The following is a 24,863-nucleotide window of genomic DNA, read 5'->3' as shown; positions in this document are numbered from 1 at the left end:
GAGCCCCACATCCGCGACCTCGCGGTCGCGGATGTGGGGCTCGGCCGCCGGGTCGTCGCGGAGCGCGTCCCAGTTCGAGAGGTTCGTCGTGGTCAGCACCACGTCGATGTGCAGGAACGGGGCGAGGAGCCGGTTGCAGATCTGCTTGTGGTAGCCGGCGCGCATGTAGCGCTCGGCGTGCCGCACTGCGTCGTCTCGAGCTTCGAGCCAAGCCTCGTCCCGCGTGACGTCCGGCTCGTTGCCGGAGCCCTCGAGGAGCGCGTTGTGCTCCTCACCCGCCTGCATCCCCTTCTGGTTCCGCCCCCAGTACCGGGGGATGAACGGCGCCGTGCGGACCTCCTCCAGCATCCGGGCGGTCGGCACGGCCCGCGAGGACCGCGCGTTCCGGCTGAAGACCCGGTGGGTCATCAGCTCGGCGTGGATCTGGAGCGGGTAGCGCAGCTGGAAGCTGGTGATCGGCGGGGCATCGGGATGCCCCACCGATCTCCGCAACACCTTCGCAAGTATCTGACAGCTCATTCCCTGTACCCCGCGAGCGTCTCCGAGACGCGCCCCTGGCTGACGTTGAAATGCTCAGCGATCTTCGACTGGACCAAGTCGGGAAAGCTGGCGGCGAACTTGCGGATCTGCGCTCGCAGCTCTGGCGTCATCCGCTCCGAGCTGACCGGAGCGCGACGTGTCGGTGGTCGACGACGAAGCTCGTCGGCGAGTTCTGCGAGCCGAGGGAGCCCGTGCGTCGCCGCCAGCTCCCTCAGCTCCTCGGCGATCTCCGGCGTCCTCATCGGATCGGGCACCCGCCGGTCGCGCACTCGCCCTGGTCGAGCAGCTCGGCGGACTTGTCCTCGGAGATGTCGATCGGTGAGAGCCGGCGCCGGTACGCTTCGTACCGCTCGCGCGAGACACACTCCTGCGGGAGGTACTTGAAGCCCAGCTCCTCCGCGGTGGCGAGCGGGTTGTTGCGCTTGAGGAATGACACGCCGACGTACTCGTCCCAATGCTCCATGAACCAGTCGACCATGGCCGGGATCTCGGCCTCGTCGAAGGACACCGTAATCGAGCAGTTGTGGTCGACGTAGTGCTTCATCAGGAGGCGGTAGCGCTCCAGCTGGCTGATGGCACTCTCTCGGTTCACCTCGAGGTGCTCACCCTCGACCAAGTCGATAGCGGTGAACTTCGACGACGCAGGATACTCGACGGGCCAGCAGACGATGACGCCGGTCGGGTCGTTCGGGTTCGGCTTCATGTCGTAGCCGGCGGCCCGGAAGGCGCCGAGCATCGGATCGTTCGATGGGAAGTTGATCCAGTTGAAGATCCAGCGGCTCAGGGCCAGGTGCGCGCCCTCGTGGACCTCGTCGCCCTCCAGGCCCAGGGCCTTGGACGACGTGCCGGCTGGCTGAACCTGCGTGACGCGCCGGGCGCGTGGAGCGCCGAACTCGTCCGCCATGCTGTCGGCGCCCGACACCGCGGCATCGCGCGCGGCCTCGAGCATCTCGGGACTCTCGATCCCGTCCCAGGCCACCGCGCCGGTCGGGGAGACGCCGCAGAGGCGCAGGAGCTTCTGGGCGTCGTTCCACTGGAGCTGGAGCACGCCGTCACGCATCGACACGCAGGTCTGGCGGTAGTTCGCCCGGCCGGCGAGGTACTGAGCCCGCAGGAGCCCGGCGAGATCGCCGTTGAAGCGGTGCCAGACGACCTGCACGAGGTTGCAGAACCCCTTGTTCGGCAGGAGGATCTCCGCGCAGGGGTTGAGGCCCTCCATCTCCGGCGCGCGCCGCCGGGCATGCTCGACGTTGACGAAACCGGGTTCCCCTGTCGGGAGGATCCGCTTGAGGAGATAGCTCACTACGGGGGCGGTAGGCTTGCGAGTGAAGCCGATCGAGTTGTTCGACTGCTCCCGCTGCCCCTCGCCCCGCTGCCACCGATCGGTTTTGAACTCGATGTACCACTCGAGGTCGGTGAGAAGCTCGTCCAGGTTGCTGGCCTCAGTCTCGATGAGACAGATCTGGGCCGACCGGCGGCTCGACAGGACGGTGCCGAGGAAATTGACGACGTCGATGATCTCACCCTTCGTCAGCGGTCGGTGCGCGGCTTCCTGGAGAATGCCGGCGATGCGCTCCAGAGCGGTCGCCAGCGGTTGCCAGCCCGACGAGATCCAGCCGTAGCCGCGGAGCCGCTTGCCGCCAGGGCGCAGCTCGGAGAAGTCGAGGATCAGCTCGCCGACCCGCGGCTTCTCACCGAACAGCATGCCGAGCGCCTTCGCCCAGCCCTTGGCGCTGTCGCCGAAGGTGATGCGCCAGGTGCCGGCGGCCATATCGATGGACTCGGAGCTGTTCTCCTCGCCGCCTCGTCCGGTACGCGTGCTCGGCACCACGGTGATCTTCTTGATCGACGAGGGGAAGCCGGACAGGAGGCCGGTGACCGGCTTGAAGCCGACACCGCACCCGTTCAGCAGCAGCCAGAAGATATCGACGAGGTCGGCGGGGGTGTAGGCGACGGAGAATGAGCAGTTGAACGCGCCGGCCGAGCGCTCCCGGACGAGCGCGGTGCCGCCCATCCACTTCACGCGGCCGGACATCGACACCTTCGCGGAGCGCATCAGCCCTTCGAGTTCGTCCAGCTCGGCGGACTCCTCGGTGTTCAGGTCGCGCCCGAGCTGCCGCTCCCAGAGCCACCGCTGGTGGCCGACGACCCGGCTCATTGCCTCGTCCACGGTCTCGAACCGAGTCCCCTCCTCGTTGAGGGGACGTAGGTAGGTGCGACGATGCGTGAACTGCGCGCGCACCGAGGGGGTGTGGTTCGACAACATTCTGTGGGGGATCCGCTACTGAAGGGTCACACGATATGGGGTCGGTTTGGTACGTTTCGTACTAGTCCGGCCGGTCAAAATCGATGGCGACCGGGAAGCGCGGCATGCCGTCCGGGGTGGGCGTGAAGTAGCGGACCGTCACGATCTTCGGCTGCGGCCGAGCCAGCAGCTCGGCCATCTGCTCGCGCGTCCCACGAATGCCACCACCGCACTCCCGGCCGTCGTCGAGGCGGAAGCGGATCCGCTTCGCGAGCCCGGCCCAGTTGCCGTTCCCGGGCTCGACGGCGATCAGCTCGAACTCGCGGGTCTCGAACTCCTTCCGCTTCAGGAGTTGCTTCGAGCGCTTGTTCTCGTAGGGGCCATCGAGCCGAATGATCTGGCCCTCGTAGCCGGCCTCGAGATAGGTGCCGTAGGCCCGGTCGAGCTGCTCGATGGTCGCGACTGGAGAGGTCGGGACCTTCACGATCTCGTTGCCCGGCAGCTGCGCCACGAACAGATCGAGCATCTGGTCGCGCTGACTGAACGTCTTGTCCGTGAGGACGAGGTCGTAGACGTGGTACTGGACGAGCTTCGACGCCTCGAGGATGTCGTCGTCCTCGGGCTTCGACTTCCTCACCATCGAGACGATCTTGTTGAAGTCGTCCTTCAGCTCGTGGTTGTACAGCTCGCCGTCGAACTCGAGATCCGGCTTGTTGACGAAGGCGGGGGCGAGGATGGCGAAGATGTGCGGGGCGCCCAGGATCGGCTTGCCCGTGCGGCTCCACATGCCGTGCCGGTTCACCTTGCACCGAATGCCGTCGAGCTTCGGCTGCGAAAAGCACTCGCCCGGCCACCCCTCGAACTTGTGGGCGAGCATGACCTTCGGTCCGAAGGACCGAGGCTCGTCGACACCGGCCTCGGTGACGGCGTAGTCCTTGTCGAGCTTCTTCCCCATCTCGGCCTCGGCCTCGAACAGGGCCTGCTCTTCGGCTGTGTCGCGGCTCTTGGGCACGCAGGTCGTCCAGCCGGACGTCACCACGGCCCCGCCGAGCACGCCGCTATGCGACCGCCACCGGTCGCCGTCGACTTCATAGTTCCAGGTACGTATCGTACCATTGGTGTCACGCTTGAAGATCCTCTTCCCCGTCGACATCAGGCTGCTTCCTTCATCCGAACACGTTGCTGTTTCAGGTACTCGACGACGTCCCGGATGCCCTGGTCGTCCAGGCGCTTGCCGGCGCGCTCCTTGCCGACGACCGCGGCCTCCGGCTCGAACAGCTCGATCTGGCCGCCGTAGGCCTTCCGCTCGTTCCAGGGCTCGAAGGTGACGCCGATGGCCGGCGAGCTGTCGAGCTTGCACCGCTTAAAGATATCGTCGTGCGAGACCATGATCCGGTGCGCATCCCGGATGAACGGGACCGCGAGGTCCTGGTGAACCGACCAGACCAGCTCGTCATGGATCGGGATCAGGAACCGGAACTCGCGGTCCCCCCAGCCGAGCGACCGGAAGTGGAGAATGGTGCGGACGATCGAGCGCTTCGCCAGCGTCGCGCAGGTCCCCTGAATGAGAGCGTTGACGGTCTGATTGCCGGCGCGCTTCTGGATCTTGCGCATGATCCAGCGGACGATGGCGTTGTAGTTCTCGGCTCCGACCGTCTGAAGCAAAAACTTGTCGCACCACTCCGAGGCCCAGGAGTTCGTCGCCTCGTAGCGGGTGTAGCGGTGCCCGTCCGGCAGCGTGACGTAGCCCAGCATGTTGACGTCGCTGATCTGCTGGACCCGCCAGGCCTCCGCGACCGGGAACTGCGCCCGGTAGGCGTCGGTGGCGTCGGCGGTCTTCTGCGGCGACCAGCCGGCGCGCTCGCCGATCGTGGCCAGCCAGCCGGAGTAGAAGTAGTTGAAGTTGGCCTCCTTGCCGAACACGGTCCGCCAGTAGCCGTAGGCCTTGGCGCTCTCGAGCAGCTCGCCCTTCAGGTTCGTCATCAGGCGCGGCAGGCGGTCGGCCTCGCCGTGGTGGTCCGAAAGCCACTCGTTCCACGAGGTCATGCCCTTGAGAGATTTGAACAACTCTAGGTTCATCCCTGGGCAATCTAGGGATAGCAAAGCTGTCGCCGTGCCGGCGTGGAGATCCTGGTGCGGGATCTGCCCGAAGGCCTTGTGGAACTCCGGGTCGCCGGAGAACTCGCCGATCTCGACCAGCTCGACGCCCGACCAGTCGAGCGAGACCATGAGGTGATCGTCGTAGTCGGCGACGTAGAAGCCGCGGACGTAGGCGGCCTCGCCCCGCTTGCCGAGCTGCATGGCGTTCGGTGACGACGCCGCGAGGCGGCGCGTCGCCAACAGGCTGGTGACCTGCGGGTACATGCGGCCGGTCTCAGGGTCGACCAGCATGCTGTAGGGCGTCAGGTAGAGCTTCATGCGCTGCTCGACGCCGGCCAGCCGGTTCAGGCAGTCGATGACCTTGAGCGCATACCGATTGTGGTGCAGGGCGAAGGGCTCGAGGTCCTCGCGCGAGGGCTTCTCCTCGGCTTGGATCCTCGTCCAGCGCGCCTGCTGCTCTTCGAGCGCGATGCCGGCGGCGAGCGCGTCCTCCCCGCCAGCCTCGATACGGACAGCCAGCTCGGCCTGCAGCTCGGCCCAGGCCTGCTCGAGCTGCTCCTTCGAGAGGTGCTTGCCGTCTTTCAGTCGGTCGACGATCCGGCCGCGCGCCTCGCCGTCAGAGGCGACCTTGCCCTTCGAGACCACGACCTTGCAGCCGAGGAGATCGTAGAGGATCGTGCGTACCGGCATGTAGTGCGAGAGGTTGACCCCCAGGAGCTTCTTCTCGTTGACGCCGTGCTCGGCCGCCCAGGCGTTCGTGACGGGACCGCGGACCTGTAGGGCCTGCTCGTAGTCGTCATCGCTGTCGGACGCGTCCAGCCAGATCTGCACGCGCTCGCGATAGGTGGCCGCGTTCTTGACGTACCAGCTCTCACGCTTGAGCAGCTCCGGGACCAGCTCGCCCGGCCAGCTGAAGTTGCGGGCCGCCGCCTTCATCTCGCGCAGGATGCCGGCGGCGGTCGCACGCTCAGCCTCGGTGCGTTGGCGAATGGCCGGCGCGTTCACGCGCATGCCGCCGATCGCGATCGAGGAGAAGATCGCCGGCATGACGTTCTCCTGCTCGAAGAACGTCTTCACGAGCGTCGGCCCGCCGTTACGCATCATGTAGGCGAGGAGGTGCCGGAACAGGCGCACGGCCCAGTAGGCGTCGTCGGCGCCGTAGGCGGCTACCTGCTCGCCCGTGACGAGGCCCATGTGGGCCTCCCCGTCGAGCGTGTCCTCGAAGGTCCGCATCTGGACCCCGAAGTGCGACCGCACGGCCTGCTTCAGCCCGTAGCCGTAGGCGATGGCGGCCACGAAGCCGTTCCAGGAGAACGAGGCCTTCGACGACTTGCCGATGATCTTGAACACCAGCTCGGACAGGGCCGGCGACATCTCGCCGGTCTCACGGTCGAAGCCGTGGCAGTTTCGGATCAGACCCTCGACGAGCTGACCGATGTCGCCCTGCCCAGCCGCGAGCCAGGCCTCGAGGCTGTAGGTGTCCGGCCCGTAGGCCGACACGGCCTGCGTCATGGAGCAGATGATGCTGCCCGGCGGGAAATCGTAGTCGAGCACCGCCTTGATCACGGTCTGCTCGAAGGCGCTGTTGTGCGCGATGAAGTGGGCGTTCTCGGCCGGCAGCGCCTTCAGCAGGTCGAGCAGCAGGCCGATCGGCAGACGGTTCTCCGCGTCGCTGTGGCCAAAGTTGATGTAGTAGGCCCTGTCGGGGCGCTCCTCCGAGTAGAACGACGCTCCACAGATCGTGGTCCGGCGCCAGTCGAACACCGTCTTCGAGGTCTTCGACTTGAAACCCTCGTCGTTGTACTTGCAGAAGCGGGTCAGGCCATCGTGCCGGCGGCTGTCCTCGGTCTCGAGGTCGAAGCCGACGAATTGGCTGCTCTGGATGAGCGCTCTGATCTCGTCGATGACCTCGGGGTTGCGAGCGTCGACCAGAACGGTGCGGGGCTCGACCTGCACGGGATTGTGCATGTTCATGGCGCCCTCCCCTCAGTGCATGAATTGTCGGAGCACGGCGTCGCCGGCCGCCTGGTTCGGCTTGCCGACCGTGATCCCCTCCTCCCAGTCGCCGGGCATCGGCAGGAAGGCGGTGACGTCCCAACAGGCTCGAAGGTGATCGGCCTGCTCGACGATACGGTCGGCGGTCGGCTCCTTCACGCCGGCGCGGAGGAACATCTCTCGGTGAACCTGGCCGGCGGCGAGCGCCTTCATGGCCATGTTCAGGAGGGGCCAGTCGCACTTCGCGAAGGTCAACGGGCCGAAGTTCGGCAAGCCAGGGACGCGGTCACTGGGATCGCCAACCAGAGCCTTGTAGAGATGGATGAAGCAGGGCTCGACGATCCGGTCCTGCTTCGAGTCGAGCTTGTCGACCACGATCTTGAGCGCGCTCACGTCGACCTTGACCTTCGCGGTCTCGAGCGCCTTCAGGTCGCGGTCGATCGTATGGACCATGACGGGGCCGGTCTCCCCGTAGGTCTCGCAGAGGTGGGCGATGACGTCGTCGGCCTCACGCTGCGGAACCGCGACCTGGATCGCGCGGGTGTGCTCGAGCGCCTTGCGGGTCAGATCGACCAGCGCGTGCAGCCCGTCCGTCATGGTCGACGGACGATCCTTGTAGCCGGGGAGGATCCGCTGGCGGACGAACTTCGCCCCCCTCCCCTCGAAGCACCAGACCGCCACGTCTGCCTTGGGCAGCGCCAACATTTCGGTGAAGACCGAGCGCGGGCCACGCCCGAACTGTCCCGGCAGCGCCTCGTCGAAGCGGCGCCGGAGCACTGCCATCCCGTCGTAGATGTGAATGGTCACCGCCCGCTCCTCCAGCGGGACTCCACGACGGTGACGACGAACCACCAGACGAGCGCGCAGGTGCCGACGAGCAGGCCGGCGTAGCACAGGAAGATCAGGATCGAGGCGACGACCCAGAAGAGCAGAGGCACCGGCCACGCGAACAGGTAGCCCCAGCTCCAGAGATTGCCCTGCTCGAATTGAGGACCGAGGAACCAGGCGTGGACCAGGGCACCGATGCCGAGGTAGCCGGCGACTCGGACGAGGTGACGGATGAGCGGGCGCTCGTTGACGCGACGCTCCATCAGGCCGCTCGGATCGAGCGTGACGAGTGATGGCGGCTTCTGAGGCATGACCCCTGCTCCAGGCTGACAGAGAGAAAAGGCCCGTGCCTTGGGTAAGACACGGGCCTGTTGTGCATCGGTGTTCAGGACACATCCTGTGTTCGCCGCGGCGGCAGGGTCAGCATCGCCAGGCTCGTGACCTAGACGAGGAGGCTTTTGACCGCGTAACCTGACCCGACCAGGTCGAACCCTCTTGTTCCGCGTACTTCGCCGTCCCGCCCGCAGTGTTTGCGAAGCTCAGGGACCACCGATCTCTTCAGGCCGCGCTTAGGCGACCTTCTTCTTGGCAGCGGCGTCGTCGATGATCTCGTAGCCGAACACGCCGTAGTCCTGGCCGGAGCCCTTCTTCGGAACCGCGGTGATGCGGACCTTGAACGACTGGTCGGGGCCGTACTTCGGATACTGCTCCTTCAGGAAGGCGCCGAAGGCCTTCGAGTTCATGTAGGAGATCGACAGGCCGACGACGGTGCCCTCCTTGAGGTTGCCGCCCTCCTTGCGCTTGCCCTCGGCGAGCAGTCGGACCGGCAGCTCGATCAGGTCGGACGCATAGGAGTTGGCGTCCATCTTCTTGCCGTCCGCGATGACCGCGGCCCAGTTCTGGCGCGAGCGAACCTCGGTCACGCCGTCGTAGGAGGTCTTGTACTGCACGCCAGAGGGGGTGTTCACCCGAAGCGTGTACCCGGCCTTGGCGTCGCCGAACTTCATCTCGACGTCGATGCTGTCGTGGATGAGCTTGTCCTTGCCGAAGCGCAGGCCCAGCTCGGAGACGGTGATGTAGGCCTCCACATTCATGGACGCGCTGTCCATGAAGTCGGTCAGGGAGCGCGGGGCGCCGCCGGTGACAGGAAGGCCCGCGGACGCGGCCGGAGCCTGGGCGACGGCAGTGTTCGGAGCGGGGGTCTCGGCGGCCTCCTTCTCGGCGGCGGCAAGGGCGGCGTTGATGGCGTCGGACATTTGAATTCTCGCTGTGATTTGAACTGGAAATGTTGGTACGGAACGTACCAACAATTATCGAGATAGAGGTTCCCCGCGGGGTTGTCTAGCCCCTCTTGCTCGATCTCGTAGAGCCTCCAGCTGCGCGCGCTGAGCGGGCGAGAAGGTGGCCAGGCTTTCCTGCTGACAGTGCGATAGGTCCCTGTCAGCAATGAATTTCTTGACCGCGACGCAAAGCACGTGCCGGACCAGCCACCGCCCCTTGTGACGCTGGAAGTACCCGGCGCCCGTCTCGACGAGGCCGCCACGGTCAGAGCAGACCCCAGGATAGCTGTTGCGCATGGTCCGTTTCGTACCTCGTCACCAGGGCATGACGACGCGACCGCGCTCGACCTTGGCCGCATCCTGGGACTTCCGCTTGGTCAGCCGCATGATGTGCTGGTCGATGCTGTCGACGTAGGTGGAGATCTTGATCCGCAGAGCAGATCGCCGAGCCTCGCGCATAGCCCGCTTGTAGGCCTGGAAGAACGCCGTGTCCTGGTAGTCCATCGACACGAACAGGACGTCCTGAACCTCCTTGGCGCCGCAGAACTGCCAGTTGAAGCCGCAGTCGGCGACCCGCGGCGAGCCGATGATCGTGTCGAGACGGCCGGCGATGAAGGCCTTGTCGATCTCGCCGGCCTGCTTCGGTGAGGTGTCACCGTTGATGATCTCGGCGCGACGCCCCGCAGCCCGCGCGACGTCGAGCATCTGGCGCTGCTGCGGCTTGAGCGCCGCGTAGGCGAGGAGCGGTCGCGCGAGCGACGTGAGCTTCTCGCAGTCGTCGCCGAACTCCTCGAGCTTGCCCGGCGTCTCGCCGGGGCAGATGTCGACCCACTGCCCGGGGTTCACGAGGTCGGGGAACGCGTTGGGGTGCTCCATGATCTGCCGGGCGCGCGTGAAGGCGACGCCGGGCTTGGTGCCGTCCACGAAGAACTGCTCCAGCTCCAGGAGCGCCGTCTCCCGGAAGGTCTCGTAGGCCTTCCGCTGCCGCTCGTTCATCCGGCAGCGGGCGATCTCGACGACCAGCTCCTCGGGTCCATGGACCTCGCTCCAGAGCCGCTTGATGGAGTGCTTCGAGAGGATCGCCTCGAGACGATCGAGATTGTCGTGCCCGACCACCTTGCGGGACCATGGATCGACGATGTTGTGCATCATGTCGAAGGCCTCGGGCGTCCCGTAGTAGCGGGGCTCGATGACCTGGATCGCGGGGTACACCGTCGAGGGGCGGCCGTTGTAGCTGGTGCCCGTCATCGGCACGAACCAGAGGTCCTTCCCGCGCCGGGCGCACCAGCGGTAGAGCGCCTGGGTCCGCTTGCTCTCGTGGCCACCGAAGGCCTTATGCCACTCGTCGATGTCGACGGCGTAGAAGCCCTGCTCCGGCGAGAACGCCTCGCTGCTCAGCTCGAACCGGGTGTAGCCCATCAGGACCACCTTGGCGGCCAGATGGCGCGGCTCGACGGGACCGTCGAGGATGACGACCTCGTCCTCACCCCACTCGCCCCAGAGCAGCGCCTCGTCGAGGTTCTTCTCCAGGAGCTTCATCGGCATCAGCCAGAGGGTGCGATGGCCGTGCTTGTCCCACCGCGCTCGCTGGAGGACGCAGATGGTCGGCGTCTTGCCGGTGCCCGGCTCGCCGCCGTGGATGCAGCGACGCTCCTTGTAGAACAGGCGGCCGAGGTCCTGGATCTGGTCGGGTCGCAGCTCACGGGGCGCAGCGGTCACGGTCATGGATCAGCCCTCCCTCTGCCGGCGCTGGACCGCAGTCTCGGCGATGCGGGCGACCGCGTGCCGGACCCCGTCCGGGTCGGGCGAGCGGAACGCAGCGCGCGCCGCGTCGAACCGCCGGACGATGAAGGGCATATCGGCTCTGACCCGCTTGAACAGAGAGCGCAGACCGGCCTCGTGCGGCTTCAGGTAGGACTGGCCCAGCTGCTTGTAGAAGACCCGCAGGAAGGCCTCATCACCGTAGCCGACCAGGGCATCGAGCGCCCTGACCTCCTCCTCGGTGACCACGAAGGTCACGGTCCCGACGACGTTCGCGGCGGCGCGTAGCTCTGCCATGGTCAGTCCTCCCTCACCGGCACCAGGTCCACCTCCGACGTACCCGGCAACGGACCACGACCGTGACGGCGCGATCGCTTCCCGCGGATCTTGGCCATGATCTCGGGCGTGCTGACCCGCTCCAGCTCGCGCTCGCCGCACGCGGCCATGTCGAAGCGGAGGAGCGTGGCGAGGCCGGCGAGGCAGGTCAGGGTCCCGCCTATCTCCTGCCCCGGCTCGCCGACCGGGCGAGCAAAGACATAGTCGACGAGCTGCAGGACCTGCTCCCGCGTCATGCCGGCGGCCTGGAGCAGCTCGAGGCTCTCCTCGCCGAAGCGTGCTGCGCGCTCGGGCAGGTCGGTGGGATCGTCCCGGAAGCACTCCTCCATCCAGACCGCGTTCCGGGACTGGAAGCCGGTGTCGAACATGCGCGGGACGATCTCGCCCGAGGCGAGGTTCAGCTCCTTCATGTCCTCCAGGGTCGTGATGCCGTGGAGGACCGCGCCGGCCTGCAGCCAGCCGAGCCACCGGCAGGCCTTCGTCTCGCTGTTCAGCTCTCGGCGAACCAGCGAGACGGCCAGGAACTTCAGGTGCCCCGGGCTCAGCCCGTCATGATCCCCTTCACCACGGAAGGCAGGCTTGTCGGGGAAGTGATGATCGAGCCGCTTCAGGATCTCGGTCGCGCAGTAGGCTGCGCGGTCGATCCAATTCGCCTTCGCGGGCTCTGCCGCAGGGGGCGGGGCGGCGGCGAGGGCTGAGCGCAGGGCTTTGACGTGCTCCCAGATATGATCCAGGCCGACGATCCAGAGCAGGTGTCGGGCCGTGGTCTCGTCGTCGGTTGGCGTCTTGAGGTCACGGAGCTTGCCAAGCGCCACCGTAGCCGCGGTGACCGAAGCGTCGTAGCCCTCGATCGCGCCTCGCCAAACGAGCCATCTATCCGCCGCCCTGCCACCGCCCTCGGTGGATGCGGTCGGGAGGGCACGGATCGCCGCCGCGATCTCATCGCCGTCGTAGGGCTCGGTGCGACCGAACTCGGCGGCGCGGTGATGGCTCTCGACCACCTGTGCAGCACGCTCGCGCATGTCCTCGGCCGTCCCTGCAGTCATGAGATGGCTCTCGACAGCGGCTCGGGCCGCGGCTTCGGTGACCTCGAAGACCTGCGCGGACGAGGGCGCGAACGGCGTCTTGAAGGCGCCCGGCAGGATCGCGCGCAAGCGCAGATAGGCCTTGTGCAGCTCGTGGCCCTGCTCGACACGATCGCGCAGTCTCTCCGCGATCTCGATCGAAGCGGCATTCAGCGTGTAGACGCCGTCAGTGGCGTCCTTCCACCGCTCAAGGATGGCAAGGATCTCACGCGACAGCAGGGTCTCGGTGGCCATGATCAGCTCCTACGGATGAGGTGGTAGAGCTGGCGCCGGCCCTCGGCCGCCCAGTCGTGGTTCATGGGGAGCCCGGCCGGGTCCAGGACCTCGGCGCCGGGCAGCTTCAGGGGACCGCAGACGATCAGGTTGCGCAGGCGCGGCATCGCCGCGAGCGTCTCCAGCTCGACGAGATCGCCAGGCTCGGTGTCGGTGATGGCGACGGGCGCGACGTTGGTGAGCAGGAGCTTTGGCGCGAGGCGCGAGATGCGCGGCCGGCGCAGCACCGTGTAGGGCTCGACGAAGCGATGGAGCGTCGGCGTCATCGCCGACAGCCGCCAGATCCAGTGGACGTCGGCCGCGCGGACGTAGAAAAGCCGAGCCTCCTGGTCCGGCCCCATGGCCCGCGCGAACGGGTGATCGAGGACCGGGCCGATCTCCGGAGGACAGAGTCGGTGCGGGCAGCGCAGCCAGTGCGGCACCCGCACGTCGAACGGGCTGTCGAGCCGGCCGTAGCCGGGCGACAGACACCGGCCGCCGTCCTGCTCGTGCAGGAAGAGGAACTCGTCCTGCCGATGGATGCCGTAGTGGGTGGCTGGGGTCACGATCGTCTCCGCAGGAACAGCGCGAGGCAGCGGCGGGTAAGCGGGTCGGAGTTGATCCGGCCATCGGCGATCAGCTTCAGGCGGCCGGAGAGGTCGTCGCGCCGCGCGGTCGGCGAGAGCCGATGGTGGATGCGCAACAGACCGAAGAAGGACTTGGTGTCGAGGATCATGCGGCTAAGGCTCCGTCAGGAGGACACATGAGATCCTCGATAGAGGTCCCCAGTATCGTCGAGATCTTTCGGATCTCAGTCATGGTGAAGTCGTGGTATCCCTGCTCCATGGCGGACAGGGTTACTCGGTTCGAGAAGTCGAAGTGGGCGGCGAACTCGCTGAGCGTCATGTGCTCGGAGAGGCGAAGCTTCACCAGCTTGCGTCCGATACGGATGTGCTCAGCACTGATGGCCTGCCGCTCGGAGAAGGGCCGGTGGTAGGCGTCGGTCGAAGCGGCGCCGCGCGTCGCACGAGCCTTCTCCATCCGCGCCCGCTGCTCGGGCGTGAACCCCTGCACGATGCGGTTGAAGTAGACCCGGACCGTGGACGGCGAGAGCTTTGGCAGCTCTCGGGCCGCCTCTTGGTGGGAGAGGCCCGCGAGGGCCAGATCCCGGATGCGGGAGTCTGTGGCGTTCATGCGTCGGTGAGCCTCCGATCGATCATGCGACGACGTGAGCCGTGCGCCGGGAAGCCGACGATCACGCCGCGTGGCCGGGGCCGGGAGCAGAGGTTGCAGGTCGAGCATGTCACCCGATCGCTGAAGGTGGCCGGGCACACGGCCACCTCGCGGCCGCTGGGTGTGTGCGTCGGCCGGCGGCCGTGATCGGACGGCAGCACGGTGACGACGCTCATGTCAGGCGCAGCGTCGAGCACGGCGTCGGCCTCCGCGAGGCTGTCGGTCGAGACGTTGATGTGCATGCCGAGCGCCCCGGCCTTGCGGTACGTATCGTACCTACGACCATGGGTAAAGACGATCGCCTCCCGGCCGCCGTTGGCGCGGGCCAGGGCGACCACATCGGCGGGCTCGGGCGGCAGGTCGCCGGCCGTGCCGTAGCGCCAGCGGATCCGCTTGGGCAACGCGCGGATAAGGTGCAGCAGCTGCTCGAACGTGACCTGGTTCGGAGCGTCGCCCGCGGTGAGCTTGCGCCAGAAGATCGAGGCCGGACCGTGCTCGGCGTAGCAGCCGGCGCCGCGGAGCGCACAGGTCGAGGGGCATGTGGCCTGTGAGGCCATGACGGCGGGCATGGGTCCGAGCTTGCGATTGGTGGACACGCGGCGGAAGTGGAACATCATGGCATATCCTCGGCGGGTTGTCGGTACGAAACGTACCGAGTTGTTCAGGCAGCAAGATCCAGCGGCTCCGACGCGGAGAGCGTCCTCTCGGTGGGCAGGTCGACGGTGGCGAGCCGGCGCTCGACCGTGAGCGTGACGGCGGCCAGGGTGAAGATGGCCATGGTGGCGCCGCAGGGGAGCACGGCTTCGCCGAGGCCGTTCAGGAGCTGCGACGGCCCATGGATCAGGTAGCTGTCGCAGTAGATCGGCTTGCCGTGCTTGCCTCGGGTCACCCGGACGGCGGGCTTGCGCAGCTCCCGTGGGAGCTTCCGGTTCTCGGCCACGATATGGCGGTTCATCACGATGTAGATCGGAGGCTGTTTCATGATTGAGCCTCCTTGGCTCCCATGCCTCGCATGAGCGAGAGGACCTCTCGCTCAGCGGCCTGCTTGGCGTAGATGTCGATGTTGCGCTTCGAGATCTCCTCGCGAGCCTCGAGCGACTTGAGCGCCTCCTTCTTCATGTCCTCGAACATGGTCTCCATCTGGGACCGAAGATGTTCGTCGATCGTCTGGCGCGCGATGGATCGCCCGAACTGATCCAGTTGCTCCTTGACGAGGGTGACGATGATCGCGCGCGTGGCGCCGTTCATGTGGCCATACTTGTTGCCAATGTCGTTCAGCTGCCGGTTCACGGCCTGCTGGACGGCGTCGCCCAGCTTACCGGCGCGCTCCTCGACCTTCCGAGCGAGAATGCCGGCGAGCTGCGGCACGGCCTGGTCGAGCAGCTGGATTTCGATCTCGGGCTTGGTGGCGATAAGGCTCTGAAGTTCGGCGAGGCCGATGACGATCTTGGTGGTCATAAGGATCTCCCAGTTGTTGACGGGCTCGGGGAGCGGTCCCCGAGCCCGGGAGCGAGGATCACAACTCGTTCCTGCAGGACGTAGAACCGCCCCGCATTCACCCGTCCCTGGCAGGAACGGATGAAGTGTCCGCCGCCGAGCTTGCCCCGGAACGGCGCTGTCTCGAGCGCTGCTCGATCCAGCCGGTGATCTCGCCTGTCACGCGCTTCACGATGCTGTTATGGACAGATCGTCGATGGACGTTGTTGGCGAGATATTCGGGATGTGCCTTGAAGCATTCGTAGATCGCGCCTTCGGTCAGGCGCCAGATCTGACCATAGAGTGCGTTCGTTCGCTTCTCAAACTTGATGCGTCTGCGCTTAGGCTTATTTGACATATGGCTACACCAAATATTTGACACCTATCAGAAAGCGCACTGACGAAATCATCAAGTGTCCAGACCAAGCACTTGAATGCTAGCTTGTTTGACCATTACGCCACCACCTCGACCTATCCTGTATTTTTTATTCCTTCTCCAAGTCTCGTAGCATGATAGTGCTTTATAAAACAGTTCGAGGTTACGCTTGCTCTGACTGGAAGTTATCGCAAGAGAAGTACACAAGTAATGTAGCGCTTGAACGCCGTCACAATACGTAGGGGTTTTCACGCCGGCATTTTGATTAAGAGAATTGAAGAACTCGAGAGCACTTTGACCTTTTTTATGCAGAAGAATTAAAGCAGCAGCCAGAATAGGCGCTTTGAATATTCTCGCAGATGGGTTGATACTATCGATAGCCGCAATGGCTGACCCAAGAATTTGAACCTTAACGTAAACGTCTTTTCCAAAAACCTGATCCAACATGTTCAATGCACTAGTCCATTGATACTTCGCCATCAGATTACTATTTAGCACAATGCCCGCCTGTCGAATTGCTCCGGCCAAACGATCGCTTGTGCTTTCAGCCGCGTTTTTATTGTCGAAGCAATCGTATAGGTCGAGAAGCGCTTTTTTCGTATTACACTTATAGACGTCGGCGTGGATTAGCTTCGGAGCTGAAAGCTTTCCCTCCGACCAAAGTAGATTTCTGGTGTGACCATCGACCTTGTAAAATGTCCCCTCGAACTCTGCTATAGCTACCCGCATTTGTGTGTCGGACGTATTCGCAAGATGCCGTTTAATTGAATATTCAGCGTGACGCTTTGTATCTCGCTGGCGGGGATGATCCATCATCGCTTGAAAGGAGGACAGCGGCATCGTCTGCATGCCCTGGAAGGATGCGACGTCTGATTGCTGAATGACGGACATAGCTCAGATCTCCTCAAAGCGAGGCGAGGCCATCTCATCCGGGAACCGGACGAAGGTCTGGCCGTGTGCGTTGCGGTATACGGTGACAGGGTCACCATCGATGATGGGGCGCCAGTCGCAGCCCGGGTTAAAGTTGCTGGCCTGGAACAGCGCCTTCCCGGCAATGACCGCGTAGTCGGTGTCGCGCTTGGTGTGGTGGACGCGGCGCTCGCCGGAGGCGAAATTGATGGCGTCCACGATGCGGTCGCGCAGGGCTTCCTGCGCGGCCCGGCCGCCGGCGATGCCCTGGAGCCTGAGCTGGCCAACGCAGGCACCGCGCTCGTCGCAGAGCATGATGCCGGTCCCGACGATCGAGCTATAAGCGACGGCACGCGCCGTGACACGGGGTTCGGGGAGTGCTTCCATCTCGTCCGCCCCGACGCAGACGATGATCGAGCTGTCATCGCCCGGCGGGCCGACCACGACGTGGTAGAAGCCACGCTCGTCGACTTGGTCGATGAAGCCAGCGACCCCCGGCGGGAAGCAGATCTCCCGGTCCTCGGCCGTGGCGCCCTCACATGCGAGGAGCATGCGGACGCGCTGCCCTGCCTTGAAAGCCATTTGATCCTCGCGTGTTTTCGGTGTGGAAGTCCCGGGGCAAGTGCCCCGGGTGGTCGCGGTCAGGCCTTGGGCTCGACAGCCGTCACGAAGTGCACATCGACCCACCACGGGCCGTAGCTGGTACGAACCTGGATCTGCGGCGTGTCCCAAGTCAGACCCATATCGATGACCTCGAGCCAGGCGGCCGGGGCAATATCGTGGCCGGTGATGTAGACCCGGCCGCCGATCTCGGCGCGCATCCAGGGACGCGGCGTCACGGCGCCGTAGCGGGCCCGGGTAATTACCTGGGTGCCGTCATGCTCGGTCTGCACCATCACGCCGATGTCGTTGGAGACGATCACCGGGTAGATGCCGGCCGGCGGCCAGCCGGGGCCAGTCGCCTCGACGAGGTCGCCGGGCTGCGGCTGGTAGGGCTCGGTCTCGACGGCCGGCTCGAGCTGCTCGACGTCATCCTCGACGTCCTGGGCCACGACAGACTCGGGCAGCGGAAACAGCTGCTTGCCGTCCTCGTCCGAGACCACGGTGATATGCTGGTTCTGGACCGGCACCCGGGTCTGCTCGTCGTCATTCAGCTCGATCTCGAAGACAACGTCGGTGGGCACGTCCTGCGCACCGTCGCCATTCTCCTCGAGACCAGCGATGACGTAGCGGCCATCACGCAGCCGGGGGTGATCCGTGATCGTGACGGTGCAGCCCTCGTAGGCGAGCATCGCGGCCGTGACCCGCTCCCGCGGGATGATCTCGACGAAGTCGGTGTCCGAGACCCAGCAGTCGCTGCCATCGGTACCGGTCACACGAACCCGGATCGTGTCCTCCTCGTCGATCCCGACAACTAGGCCGACGAATGCCACGTCATAATCTCGATAGGAGATGACGTCGCCGACCTTGACGCTCTCGTAGGGCGTGAGCGCGATGTTCGCGTCCGCCTGCTCCTCGGCGGCCGGCACCTCGGGCAGGCGGCTGCGCGGGGTCAGCACGGGGCGGCCGAGGATGGTGCCGGCGTAGACGTCGTCCAGCTCGTCGATCACCTCGTAGGCGCAGATCCGCATCTTGGTGCCGTTGTAGCTGTGGGGCACGGAGACGACGTCGTGCGGCCAGACGGCGATGAGCATGACGCGACGGCCGGTGGTGCCGAGGCTGAAGTCGCTGACGTAGCCGGGCGTGCCGACGTGGAGGCCGGTCGAGCAGCAGGCGTTCGGGTCGGCGTTGACCTGGGTCCGCGGCATGAAGGGCGTGTCGCCGATCATGTTGCGGAACGTCTTGCCGGTGTGGATGTCGAAGTAGTCCTCCTTGACCGCCTTGTAGGCGATGAAGCGGCCGTCCTCGAGGAAGCCGAGGCCCGACTTCTCCAGGAACACCGGCAGGCGCTCGATCGCCTCCGGGGTCGGGTTCAGGACGAGCGAGCCGAGCGCGTTGAAGAGCGGCGTGAAGGGCTCGCTGGCCGCGCGGAACTGCTTGATCTTGTCGACCCAGAGCCCGTGCAGGACCTGGCCGCGGTAGACGAGGTCGGCGCCGATGATCTGGAGGGCGCCGTGGCTGTCGCGCAGCAGGGCCTGGCGGGCGTCGACCATCTCGATCAGCCGCTGGACGGGGTGCGCCCCGGGCTGCTGCAGGAGGTCCTTCGCGGCGAGGAAGTGCTCATGGTCCTTCGTGATCGAGTAGGGCTTGCCCTTCACGAAGAAGGTCAGGGACTGGTTCGAGATCGTGTGGGGAAGACGAGACATCGTTGTATCCTCGTGGTCTGGTACGAAACGTACCTCTGATGATGGGCGCAACTGTCCCATGGGACAGTTGCTTCAGCGATTACTTGGCGAGCAGCGCGAAGTAGTGGTCGAGACGGCGCTGCTCTTCCTTGGACGGCTTCGTGTCGTAGTAGCTGCGGCACATCTTATCGATGAGCAGCTCGAGCAGGGGAGCCTGCTCGAGGAGTGCGTCCCAACGATCGTTGATGGGCTGTGTCGGATCTTTGGCGACCGACTTGACGTCGGTGCCCGTAATCTTGAGGTTGAGCGCGGCGAGCTTGTCGTGCTCGTTCTCCGCGCGGTCGAGCCCGTCGCGGGTCTGCAGCATCGCGAGCATCTCGTAGTAGATGTCGCGCATCTCCTGCGGCGCCGTGCCGATGTCGATGTTCTTGTCCCTGATCTTGATCAGCTCGCTGGGGAAGCTGCTCTCGCTCCAGGGGATCGTGGGAGCGACCTGCATCGGATCGAGCGCCGCGTCGATCAGCTCGGCGAAGTAGTCCGCCACGTGGATCCAGTGCGGCCGGACCTCGGTCTTGCTGTCCACGACGACGAGGTTGAAGTCGTCGGGGAGAAGACCGTGCTGACACATCTCCTCGCAGTAGCTGGCGAACCGGGACGCTGCCCACGACCGTGCCTTATCTTCGTAGCGAGAGGAGATGGTCCGGCGGCTCCCGCGGCCGTCGAGCGTGCAGTAGACCAGCTCCTCGTCGGTATCGAGCAGCTCGGTGTGGGTTCGATTGCCGCCACTGTTGCGGCTCAGGACCTTGAGCCGCTTCACGCTCTCGGGGCGCTGCTCGCGCTGGCCCTTCTGACGCGGCGGGAGCTTGATGTCGTCGAGCACGACGTAGTCAGGGCGACCCATCCGGTCGAGCGCGTAGTCGAGGTCGGCCCGCTTGACCCGGACCCAGAGGCAGGGCGTGTCCATGAGCCCGGCCGCCTCGAACCGCTCGAGCGAGCGGCTGGTGGCGTGCTGGATCACGACGACGCGGCCCTCGACCTCGCCGGGGTTCACGCTCCAGTCGGCCTTGAACGTGAGCGGGATCAGATGCGCCCCGGCGTCCCGGCGCCGGACACGGTCCATGTCGGGCCAGCAGCAGGCCTTCACGCGGCCCTGCTCGGGGAACAGGTTGTCGTAGAAGCTGAAGCCGCGCCAGCCGATCTCACGGACCATCAGCCAGCCATTCTGGCCGAGGGATCGGCTGATGTCGTCGGCCTTCCAGCGAGCCCGGAAGTAGGTCGGCTCGACGTCGACCGCCGCGTGGGCCTTCTGCATCCAGTCCTGGTCGTAGTGCTCGAAGAGCGCGCGGAGCCCGGCTTCGGTGCGGTCGTCGTACTGCAGCGCCTCGCGGCTCGCCGAGACGGAGATCGAGCCGATCTTGGCCTTGAAGACGATGCAGGTGTTGCTCTCGAGCAGGCGCGAGGCACGCGGCGCCAGACCCCAGTTGACCGGGTACATGACCGGGCCGAGCTGAACCTGCGGACCGGAGAACGGTACGGTCTCGTTGCGATAGACCGTCCAGCCGTCGCCCTGGTGCAGCACCTTGGGCTGTCCGAAGTCGATCGCCGGGGTGATCACGGGCTTGGGCTCGAAGGACCAGTAGACCGCCTCGGCGTGCTCGTGGAAGCGGTCGATGTCCCCCTCGCGGACGAGGAACGTGATCTCCAGGCCGGTGCCGCGGTCCTCAGGCTCGAGCACCCACTCGCCCATGAACTGGATCTCGATCTTGCCGGTCGCGTTCACGCCGATGACGTAGACCCGGCGGAAGCCGCGGTGCCGGCTGATCACGGTGAAGGAGCCGGCGCCATCCGAGCGCATGAGGTAGGCGAGCGCCGCCTTCGAGCCGAAGCCCCAGCCGCCGACCGCGTCGTCGTCGCCGTCCTTGGTGCTCTCGCCGATCTTGGCGTAGCTCTTCATCGCGAACTTGTGGCTGATGCCGGGGCCGAAGTCGCGGATCGTGAACTGCGGGTTGAAGGTCGTCGGCAGCTCGACCTCGAAGGGCTTGCCGGCGGGCGAGACCTCCCAGGCGTTGGTGGCGTACTCGCGGACGGGGTACACGACCTTGTCCGACACCATGCCGGTGAGCAGGGCGTAGACGATCTTGGCATCACCGCCGACGCCGGTCTGCTGGACCTGCATCGCGCCTTCGGTGGCGTTCTCCTGGATGGCGTGTACCATACGCATCGGTGTTCTCCTCGGAGGGTTGCTGGTACGATACGTACCAGGACATTGCAGCAAACGGCAAGCCTTTTCTAGACCTACCATAGAATTAGTTAGTTGCTATTACTGGAGCAAAGCTTCGCCCGCCGCGACTTCAGCTCACGAAGAGCGAGGTTGCGGTAGTGTAGTGCTTGCTGCTGGGCTCTCGGTGCTTCGGGGGCAGCAGCTCCCGAAGCAGTCAGCTCGCTGATGTCACGAGCGAAGCGGCGGATCAGGGCATCACACTCGCCCAGCTCGACGATATCGGCTGCGGTGCGGGTGCGAGCGCTATCCACCCAGATCGGCTGGCGACGGTTACCCAAGCCCCTCCCCTTCCCTGTACTCGACCGGCACGACAGCCCGGACGCCGCGCAAGTTGGCGCGAGCCTCGGCCTCGGTGTCGAACATATAGAGGAAGAGTCCGCGCTCCGCAGGGTACTCCTTGCCGCCGACGACCTGCTTGCCCTCCTCGTTGAGCTTGCGGTCGTAGATCCGCAGCCAGCGGGTGACGGTGGGGTTCACCTCGACGACATCGCCCGGGTGATCGCCCTTGCTCGCCGGGTGGCGCCCGGCCTTGGTGCGGGCTCCGGTGATGAAGCTGCCGTCTTCCGCATGGATGCGGACATGCAGACAGAACTCGCTCCCGGAGCCGTCGTCGAACTTGAGGATGTCGACCGGACGCCCGCTGCGGGTCTGGTACTTGCTGTCGGGGCGCAACGAGCGCGGGGTGAAGCCGCTGTCGCTGGAGAGGTCGATCTCCTCACCGTTGACGACGAACTTCGGCGCCTCGCGCAGAGCAGCGAGAGCCTGGCCGGCAGCGGCGTAGGCGTTCGCAGCGAAGACATCCGTCTGGTACTGGACATTGAAGGCTGGCAACGTGGTCATACTGATGTTCTCCTCTCAGGGTTCGTGCCGCGCGTGGATCTGGTCGATGATGTCGGCTTGGTGGGCGATGGAGAGGTCGTCGATGCCGTCGACCTCGATCTCAAGCGGTGCGCGCCAGCCGACCTCCGGGTAGTCACGGCCTCGACGGGCGTCGTAGTCGACGTCGATCGAGGCGTCGGGGTCACGGGGATCGGTGACCGTCATGCGGTAGGCCATGTGATGTCCTCGAAGGGTTGGCGGTGGTCCGTTTCGGACCACCGGAGTTGGGCGCAGGTTCAGGCGGTGGCCCGGCGCTCGCGCTTGATGCGCGCGTCACGCTTGGCCTTCGTCTCGCCGAAGATCTTGCGGAGCGGATCGAGAAGGCCTGGCTTCTCGGCGACGGCAATGGCCTCGTCGACCTGGGCACGGGTCGGGTGATTGGCGAAGCGTGCGACCACGGAGGGGTGCTGCACGAGCTTCTGGCGCAGCCGGCGCTGGGCGGGCTTGCTGCCGGCCGGGTCGCAGGCGGCCATCGTGATCCCGTTCCGGGTGATCACGGAGCCGAGGCGGTTCTGGCGGGTGCGGAAGCCGACGTGGGTGGTCGGGTGCCGGCGGGTGCGCCGCTTCTTGGGGGCGGCGCGTTCCGCGGTCGCGTGGCCGAGCTTGCGCATCGCGGCCTGCTCGAACCAGCTGTACACGAGCGTGCCGGCGGTGGTGTAGGGGTTCGGGCCGTGGCCCTCGGCATGCGGGTCGTAGCGCCGACGTGGCTTCTTGCTGAAGGGCATGGGTGCTCTCCGTGTTCGAGGCGGATCAGGCCGGGCAGTTCTCGACTGCACGGCGGGCGACAGCGGCCGAGACCTGCCGGCCCGTCAGGCCGAGCGCGGGGATGCCGCTGAAGACTGCGTCGGTGAGACCGATCCCGACGTGGTCGGGGTACAGCTCGGCGAAGGCGTCGGAGACGCGCTCGAGCATGACCAGCTCCAGCTCCTCGAAGCCCTTCGAGGTCGGACGCTCTTCGCCGACCTCGGCCATGAGCGTCGTGTAGAAGCTGTGATCGGTGCCGGTCATGGCGCGCTCGGCGTCGACCAGGATGTCGTGGTGGCTGCGCATGGTACGATCCGAACCATCAGTTGTGGACAAGTCGAAGCGCAGGCCGTCCCTGTTCGACGTACCGGGGCGGCTTCTCACGCTTCTCGAGGAGGATGACGCAGCCCGCGAGCACGAGGGCGACAGCCATCGGTCCGAAGAGCAGCGTGAGAAAGGCACCGGTGAGCGGGCTCATAGGCGCGCCACCAGTGCCCTGTAGGCGTCGTAGTCGACATCCCGCGGATCCGCGTTGGGATCCCGCTCACGCGGATCCGCGGTCGTTGGTGGTGGCCGCCGGCTCCGCACGTCGCTTGGCTGGAACGGACGGCTGACCCCGTTGCAGATCACCGTCCCGTCTTGCGTCACGATCTGACCCATAGAACTCCCCTGGGCTTCGAGGTACGATGCGTACCAAGCGCTGCAGGCGAACGCCCGCTCAGGCATGTTGTTCATGCCATGCTTTTCGCGGTCCGAAAAGGACCTTCTTCGATAATTTTCGCAGCTACCTTGTTGACCGCATCTGGTACGAAGCGTACCAACATCCAATGAGCCAGGATCACCCAGCCATCGCGAACCCAGTCATCCGGCTGAAGGACGCCGCGGCGGCGGCCGGGATCTGCACCCGGACGCTACGGCGCCTTGTCGCCCGTGGTGAGGGTCCCAAGGTCCTGAAGCTCTCCACCCAGTGCCGCGGGATCCGGCGCAACGACCTCGAGGCGTGGCTTGCCGAGCGCGAGCACGTGTGAGGCCCATAGGTCGAGCGCTGCGCGCTTCTCGGTCGCGTAGGTGGCTCTGTTGTAGACGCCCGCTATGCCGGCTTTCGAGCCCGAGACGTGGTTCAGGACGGCCTCGACGACGTGAGGCGCCACCCCGAGATCCGCGAGCCTGGTGGCCAGGGTGCGTCGTAGGTCGTGACCTCGCCACGCGGGCACATCCTTGGTGCGGGCACCCAGCCGGCGCTTCGCCTGGCCGTGGCCGCTGAACCCCTTCTTGCCCGTGCCGAAGACGAAGTCGCGGCCCTCTGTCTTGGGCACGGCGGTGATCACCTCGAGCGCCGGCTTCGACAGCGGCACGTCGTGCGGACGCTTGTTCTTGGTGCGCTCGCCCGGGATCGTCCAGACGGCACCCTTCAGGTCCAGCTCGGACCAGCGCATGCCGGCGACCTCGTTACGCCGCTGCCCGGTCAAGAGCAAAAGCTTGGTGATCCGACCCGCATCCGCATCGCCGGCCGCCTGCCAGATGGCGAACAGGTCCGCGTCGCTGATGACGTGCTCGCGGGAGCGCTCCTCGACGACCTTGTTGACGCCGATGACCGGGTTCGTCTCGACGCGGCCGGCGCCGATCGCCCAGGCATAGAGCCCGGAGAGCGCGGATCGGGCGCGGTTGCCGGCGTACCCGCCGATGGCGACCAGCTCCTTGTAGATCTCGGAGCGCGTCAGCTCGCTCGCCGGGCGCTCGTGCAGCTTCACGAGCTGCCGTTCCAGGGCACGCTCGACGTTCTCATAGGACCGCGGCTTCAGGCGCGCCTTGGCGACCGGCAGGTAGTCCTTGATCAGCGTGCCCAGAGTGGCACGAGCCGCCGCGCGGGCGGCCTTGCGGACCTCGTGCGGGTCGTCGCCGAGCTGGGCTTGCGCAAGCCGGCTGAGCGCGCCCTGGCGCGCCTGAGCCAGGGACAGCGTGTCGGCAGTGCCGAACGTGAAGAGCTTCGACCGCCCGCCCGAACGCGGCGGACGGATCACCCACGTCTTCGAGCCCGAGGCACGCACGCGCAGGCCGAGCCCGCGGACCTCCGCGTCCCAGACCGTGCGTTCGCCCTGCCCCGGCTCCACGCGAGCGTCGGTGACGGCCTGGCGCGTCAGCTTGACCACGTTCTCGGTGAGCGCACGGCGCGCCATTCAGACCTCGTCCCCGGGGGTGCAGCGGGGGTGCAATCAGACGAAACTCGTGGTCGGGCGTGGGCCGACGTGGTCTCCGGC

At 65.9% G+C, this 24,863-nt stretch carries 28 protein-coding genes; 1 reads left to right on the top strand and 27 read right to left on the bottom strand.

The window, feature by feature from the left end; translation table 11 throughout:
* From MFF04_RS18740 to MFF04_RS18615, 26 genes are all read right to left on the bottom strand, one after another.
* Positions 1-480, bottom strand: a 480-nt coding sequence (locus MFF04_RS18740) for a hypothetical protein (protein WP_238278080.1), incomplete at its 3' end; no start/stop codon positions are given.
* Positions 481-515: 35 nt separating this feature from the next.
* Entirely contained in the window at positions 516-794 is a 279-nt protein-coding gene (locus MFF04_RS18735; protein WP_238278078.1) for a hypothetical protein, read from the bottom strand.
* Positions 779-2,806 (bottom strand): ribonucleoside-triphosphate reductase, adenosylcobalamin-dependent, encoded by a 2,028-nt coding sequence (gene nrdJ, locus MFF04_RS18730; protein ID WP_238278076.1) that lies wholly within the window; start codon positions 2,804-2,806, stop codon positions 779-781. Before nrdJ ends, MFF04_RS18735 begins: the two co-directional genes overlap by 16 nt.
* 61 nt (positions 2,807-2,867) lie before the next feature.
* The gene (locus tag MFF04_RS18725) at positions 2,868-3,938 is read right to left on the bottom strand and encodes an ATP-dependent DNA ligase (protein ID WP_238278074.1); all 1,071 of its coding nucleotides are present in this window, start codon (positions 3,936-3,938) and stop codon (positions 2,868-2,870) included.
* Entirely contained in the window at positions 3,938-6,859 is a 2,922-nt protein-coding gene (locus tag MFF04_RS18720; RefSeq protein ID WP_238278072.1) for a DNA polymerase, read from the bottom strand. The genes MFF04_RS18725 and MFF04_RS18720 overlap by 1 nt, the downstream gene beginning before the upstream one ends.
* A gap of 12 nt (positions 6,860-6,871) precedes the next feature.
* Positions 6,872-7,687 carry a hypothetical protein gene (locus tag MFF04_RS18715; RefSeq protein WP_238278070.1) on the bottom strand — a complete coding sequence of 272 codons (816 nt, stop codon included), beginning with the start codon at positions 7,685-7,687 and terminating at the stop codon, positions 6,872-6,874.
* The gene (locus MFF04_RS18710; protein WP_238278068.1) at positions 7,684-8,019 is read right to left on the bottom strand and encodes a hypothetical protein; all 336 of its coding nucleotides are present in this window, start codon (positions 8,017-8,019) and stop codon (positions 7,684-7,686) included. Before MFF04_RS18710 ends, MFF04_RS18715 begins: the two co-directional genes overlap by 4 nt.
* Before the next feature lie 258 nt (positions 8,020-8,277).
* Positions 8,278-8,964 carry a hypothetical protein gene (locus MFF04_RS18705; protein WP_238278066.1) on the bottom strand — a complete coding sequence of 229 codons (687 nt, stop codon included), beginning with the start codon at positions 8,962-8,964 and terminating at the stop codon, positions 8,278-8,280.
* 339 nt (positions 8,965-9,303) lie between these two features.
* Positions 9,304-10,713, bottom strand: a complete 1,410-nt coding sequence (locus MFF04_RS18700) for an SNF2-related protein (RefSeq protein ID WP_238278064.1) — start codon at positions 10,711-10,713, stop codon at positions 9,304-9,306.
* Between the two features lie 3 nt (positions 10,714-10,716).
* Positions 10,717-11,046: a hypothetical protein gene (locus MFF04_RS18695; protein WP_238278062.1), complete on the bottom strand. Its 330-nt coding sequence runs from the start codon at positions 11,044-11,046 to the stop codon at positions 10,717-10,719.
* 2 nt (positions 11,047-11,048) lie between these two features.
* On the bottom strand, positions 11,049-12,404 hold the full coding sequence (locus MFF04_RS18690) for a hypothetical protein (RefSeq protein WP_238278060.1): 1,356 nt from the start codon (positions 12,402-12,404) through the stop codon (positions 11,049-11,051).
* Positions 12,405-12,406: 2 nt separating this feature from the next.
* A complete protein-coding gene (locus tag MFF04_RS18685; protein WP_238278058.1) occupies positions 12,407-12,988 on the bottom strand; it encodes a hypothetical protein in 582 nt (193 codons plus the stop codon).
* Positions 12,985-13,158, bottom strand: a complete 174-nt coding sequence (locus tag MFF04_RS18680) for a hypothetical protein (protein WP_163353429.1) — start codon at positions 13,156-13,158, stop codon at positions 12,985-12,987. Before MFF04_RS18680 ends, MFF04_RS18685 begins: the two co-directional genes overlap by 4 nt.
* A complete protein-coding gene (locus tag MFF04_RS18675; RefSeq protein ID WP_238278055.1) occupies positions 13,155-13,616 on the bottom strand; it encodes a helix-turn-helix domain-containing protein in 462 nt (153 codons plus the stop codon). Before MFF04_RS18675 ends, MFF04_RS18680 begins: the two co-directional genes overlap by 4 nt.
* The gene (locus tag MFF04_RS18670; protein WP_238278053.1) at positions 13,613-14,272 is read right to left on the bottom strand and encodes a DUF7227 family protein; all 660 of its coding nucleotides are present in this window, start codon (positions 14,270-14,272) and stop codon (positions 13,613-13,615) included. Before MFF04_RS18670 ends, MFF04_RS18675 begins: the two co-directional genes overlap by 4 nt.
* Positions 14,273-14,316: 44 nt before the next feature.
* Entirely contained in the window at positions 14,317-14,637 is a 321-nt protein-coding gene (locus MFF04_RS18665) for a hypothetical protein (protein ID WP_238278051.1), read from the bottom strand.
* Entirely contained in the window at positions 14,634-15,113 is a 480-nt protein-coding gene (locus tag MFF04_RS18660; RefSeq protein WP_238278049.1) for a hypothetical protein, read from the bottom strand. Before MFF04_RS18660 ends, MFF04_RS18665 begins: the two co-directional genes overlap by 4 nt.
* A 97-nt stretch (positions 15,114-15,210) precedes the next feature.
* Positions 15,211-15,489, bottom strand: coding sequence for a hypothetical protein (locus tag MFF04_RS18655; protein ID WP_238278048.1), 279 nt, complete (start codon positions 15,487-15,489; stop codon positions 15,211-15,213).
* 51 nt (positions 15,490-15,540) lie between these two features.
* Positions 15,541-16,398 (bottom strand): hypothetical protein, encoded by an 858-nt coding sequence (locus MFF04_RS18650; protein WP_238278047.1) that lies wholly within the window; start codon positions 16,396-16,398, stop codon positions 15,541-15,543.
* A 3-nt stretch (positions 16,399-16,401) separates the two neighbouring features.
* On the bottom strand, positions 16,402-16,998 hold the full coding sequence (locus tag MFF04_RS18645; protein ID WP_238278046.1) for a hypothetical protein: 597 nt from the start codon (positions 16,996-16,998) through the stop codon (positions 16,402-16,404).
* Between the two features lie 59 nt (positions 16,999-17,057).
* Positions 17,058-18,722, bottom strand: coding sequence for a hypothetical protein (locus tag MFF04_RS18640; protein WP_238278045.1), 1,665 nt, complete (start codon positions 18,720-18,722; stop codon positions 17,058-17,060).
* Positions 18,723-18,801: 79 nt separating this feature from the next.
* Positions 18,802-20,922 carry a hypothetical protein gene (locus MFF04_RS18635; protein ID WP_238278044.1) on the bottom strand — a complete coding sequence of 707 codons (2,121 nt, stop codon included), beginning with the start codon at positions 20,920-20,922 and terminating at the stop codon, positions 18,802-18,804.
* A 330-nt stretch (positions 20,923-21,252) separates the two neighbouring features.
* Complete coding sequence (locus MFF04_RS18630) at positions 21,253-21,822, bottom strand: hypothetical protein (protein WP_238278042.1); 570 nt, start codon at positions 21,820-21,822, stop codon at positions 21,253-21,255.
* Positions 21,823-21,837: 15 nt separating this feature from the next.
* Positions 21,838-22,038, bottom strand: coding sequence for a hypothetical protein (locus tag MFF04_RS18625; protein WP_238278041.1), 201 nt, complete (start codon positions 22,036-22,038; stop codon positions 21,838-21,840).
* A gap of 59 nt (positions 22,039-22,097) precedes the next feature.
* Complete coding sequence (locus MFF04_RS18620; RefSeq protein WP_238278038.1) at positions 22,098-22,586, bottom strand: hypothetical protein; 489 nt, start codon at positions 22,584-22,586, stop codon at positions 22,098-22,100.
* A gap of 25 nt (positions 22,587-22,611) precedes the next feature.
* Positions 22,612-22,911: a hypothetical protein gene (locus MFF04_RS18615; protein ID WP_238278036.1), complete on the bottom strand. Its 300-nt coding sequence runs from the start codon at positions 22,909-22,911 to the stop codon at positions 22,612-22,614.
* A gap of 380 nt (positions 22,912-23,291) precedes the next feature.
* On the opposite strand from MFF04_RS18615, the gene MFF04_RS22095 reads away from it, so the two are divergent.
* Positions 23,292-23,633, top strand: a complete 342-nt coding sequence (locus MFF04_RS22095) for a helix-turn-helix transcriptional regulator (RefSeq protein ID WP_353744522.1) — start codon at positions 23,292-23,294, stop codon at positions 23,631-23,633.
* On the opposite strand, the gene MFF04_RS18610 is transcribed toward MFF04_RS22095, so the two are convergent.
* Positions 23,517-24,782 carry a tyrosine-type recombinase/integrase gene (locus tag MFF04_RS18610; protein WP_238278034.1) on the bottom strand — a complete coding sequence of 422 codons (1,266 nt, stop codon included), beginning with the start codon at positions 24,780-24,782 and terminating at the stop codon, positions 23,517-23,519. The two genes, MFF04_RS22095 and MFF04_RS18610, sit on opposite strands and share 117 nt — an antisense overlap.
* Positions 24,783-24,863: the final 81 nt, after the last annotated feature.

The sequence above is a fragment of the Methylobacterium jeotgali genome, assembly GCF_022179345.1.
Classification (GTDB): Bacteria; Pseudomonadota; Alphaproteobacteria; order Rhizobiales; family Beijerinckiaceae; genus Methylobacterium; species Methylobacterium jeotgali.
The sequence above is the reverse complement of the archived record's forward strand: the minus strand, read 5'-3'. Positions and strand labels throughout refer to the sequence as shown.

Bases quoted from the DNA above. Each gene is read 5' to 3' on its own strand.
- MFF04_RS18690 (WP_238278060.1), bottom strand. From the start codon at position 12,404: ATGGCCACCGAGACCCTGCTGTCGCGTGAGATCCTTGCCATCCTTGAG.
- MFF04_RS18645 (WP_238278046.1), bottom strand. From the start codon at position 16,998: ATGGCTTTCAAGGCAGGGCAGCGCGTCCGCATGCTCCTCGCATGTGAG.
- MFF04_RS18710 (WP_238278068.1), bottom strand. From the start codon at position 8,019: ATGCCTCAGAAGCCGCCATCACTCGTCACGCTCGATCCGAGCGGCCTG.
- MFF04_RS18720 (WP_238278072.1), bottom strand. From the start codon at position 6,859: ATGAACATGCACAATCCCGTGCAGGTCGAGCCCCGCACCGTTCTGGTC.
- MFF04_RS18705 (WP_238278066.1), bottom strand. From the start codon at position 8,964: ATGTCCGACGCCATCAACGCCGCCCTTGCCGCCGCCGAGAAGGAGGCC.
- MFF04_RS18725 (WP_238278074.1), bottom strand. From the start codon at position 3,938: ATGTCGACGGGGAAGAGGATCTTCAAGCGTGACACCAATGGTACGATA.
- MFF04_RS18625 (WP_238278041.1), bottom strand. From the start codon at position 22,038: ATGGCCTACCGCATGACGGTCACCGATCCCCGTGACCCCGACGCCTCG.
- MFF04_RS18680 (WP_163353429.1), bottom strand. From the start codon at position 13,158: ATGATCCTCGACACCAAGTCCTTCTTCGGTCTGTTGCGCATCCACCAT.
- nrdJ (WP_238278076.1), bottom strand. From the start codon at position 2,806: ATGTTGTCGAACCACACCCCCTCGGTGCGCGCGCAGTTCACGCATCGT.
- MFF04_RS18695 (WP_238278062.1), bottom strand. From the start codon at position 11,046: ATGGCAGAGCTACGCGCCGCCGCGAACGTCGTCGGGACCGTGACCTTC.
- MFF04_RS18610 (WP_238278034.1), bottom strand. From the start codon at position 24,782: ATGGCGCGCCGTGCGCTCACCGAGAACGTGGTCAAGCTGACGCGCCAG.
- MFF04_RS18700 (WP_238278064.1), bottom strand. From the start codon at position 10,713: ATGACCGTGACCGCTGCGCCCCGTGAGCTGCGACCCGACCAGATCCAG.
- MFF04_RS18630 (WP_238278042.1), bottom strand. From the start codon at position 21,822: ATGACCACGTTGCCAGCCTTCAATGTCCAGTACCAGACGGATGTCTTC.
- MFF04_RS18635 (WP_238278044.1), bottom strand. From the start codon at position 20,922: ATGCGTATGGTACACGCCATCCAGGAGAACGCCACCGAAGGCGCGATG.
- MFF04_RS22095 (WP_353744522.1), top strand. From the start codon at position 23,292: ATGCGTACCAAGCGCTGCAGGCGAACGCCCGCTCAGGCATGTTGTTCA.
- MFF04_RS18675 (WP_238278055.1), bottom strand. From the start codon at position 13,616: ATGAACGCCACAGACTCCCGCATCCGGGATCTGGCCCTCGCGGGCCTC.
- MFF04_RS18650 (WP_238278047.1), bottom strand. From the start codon at position 16,398: ATGTCCGTCATTCAGCAATCAGACGTCGCATCCTTCCAGGGCATGCAG.
- MFF04_RS18640 (WP_238278045.1), bottom strand. From the start codon at position 18,722: ATGTCTCGTCTTCCCCACACGATCTCGAACCAGTCCCTGACCTTCTTC.
- MFF04_RS18660 (WP_238278049.1), bottom strand. From the start codon at position 15,113: ATGACCACCAAGATCGTCATCGGCCTCGCCGAACTTCAGAGCCTTATC.
- MFF04_RS18670 (WP_238278053.1), bottom strand. From the start codon at position 14,272: ATGATGTTCCACTTCCGCCGCGTGTCCACCAATCGCAAGCTCGGACCC.
- MFF04_RS18615 (WP_238278036.1), bottom strand. From the start codon at position 22,911: ATGCGCAGCCACCACGACATCCTGGTCGACGCCGAGCGCGCCATGACC.
- MFF04_RS18655 (WP_238278048.1), bottom strand. From the start codon at position 15,489: ATGTCAAATAAGCCTAAGCGCAGACGCATCAAGTTTGAGAAGCGAACG.
- MFF04_RS18620 (WP_238278038.1), bottom strand. From the start codon at position 22,586: ATGCCCTTCAGCAAGAAGCCACGTCGGCGCTACGACCCGCATGCCGAG.
- MFF04_RS18665 (WP_238278051.1), bottom strand. From the start codon at position 14,637: ATGAAACAGCCTCCGATCTACATCGTGATGAACCGCCATATCGTGGCC.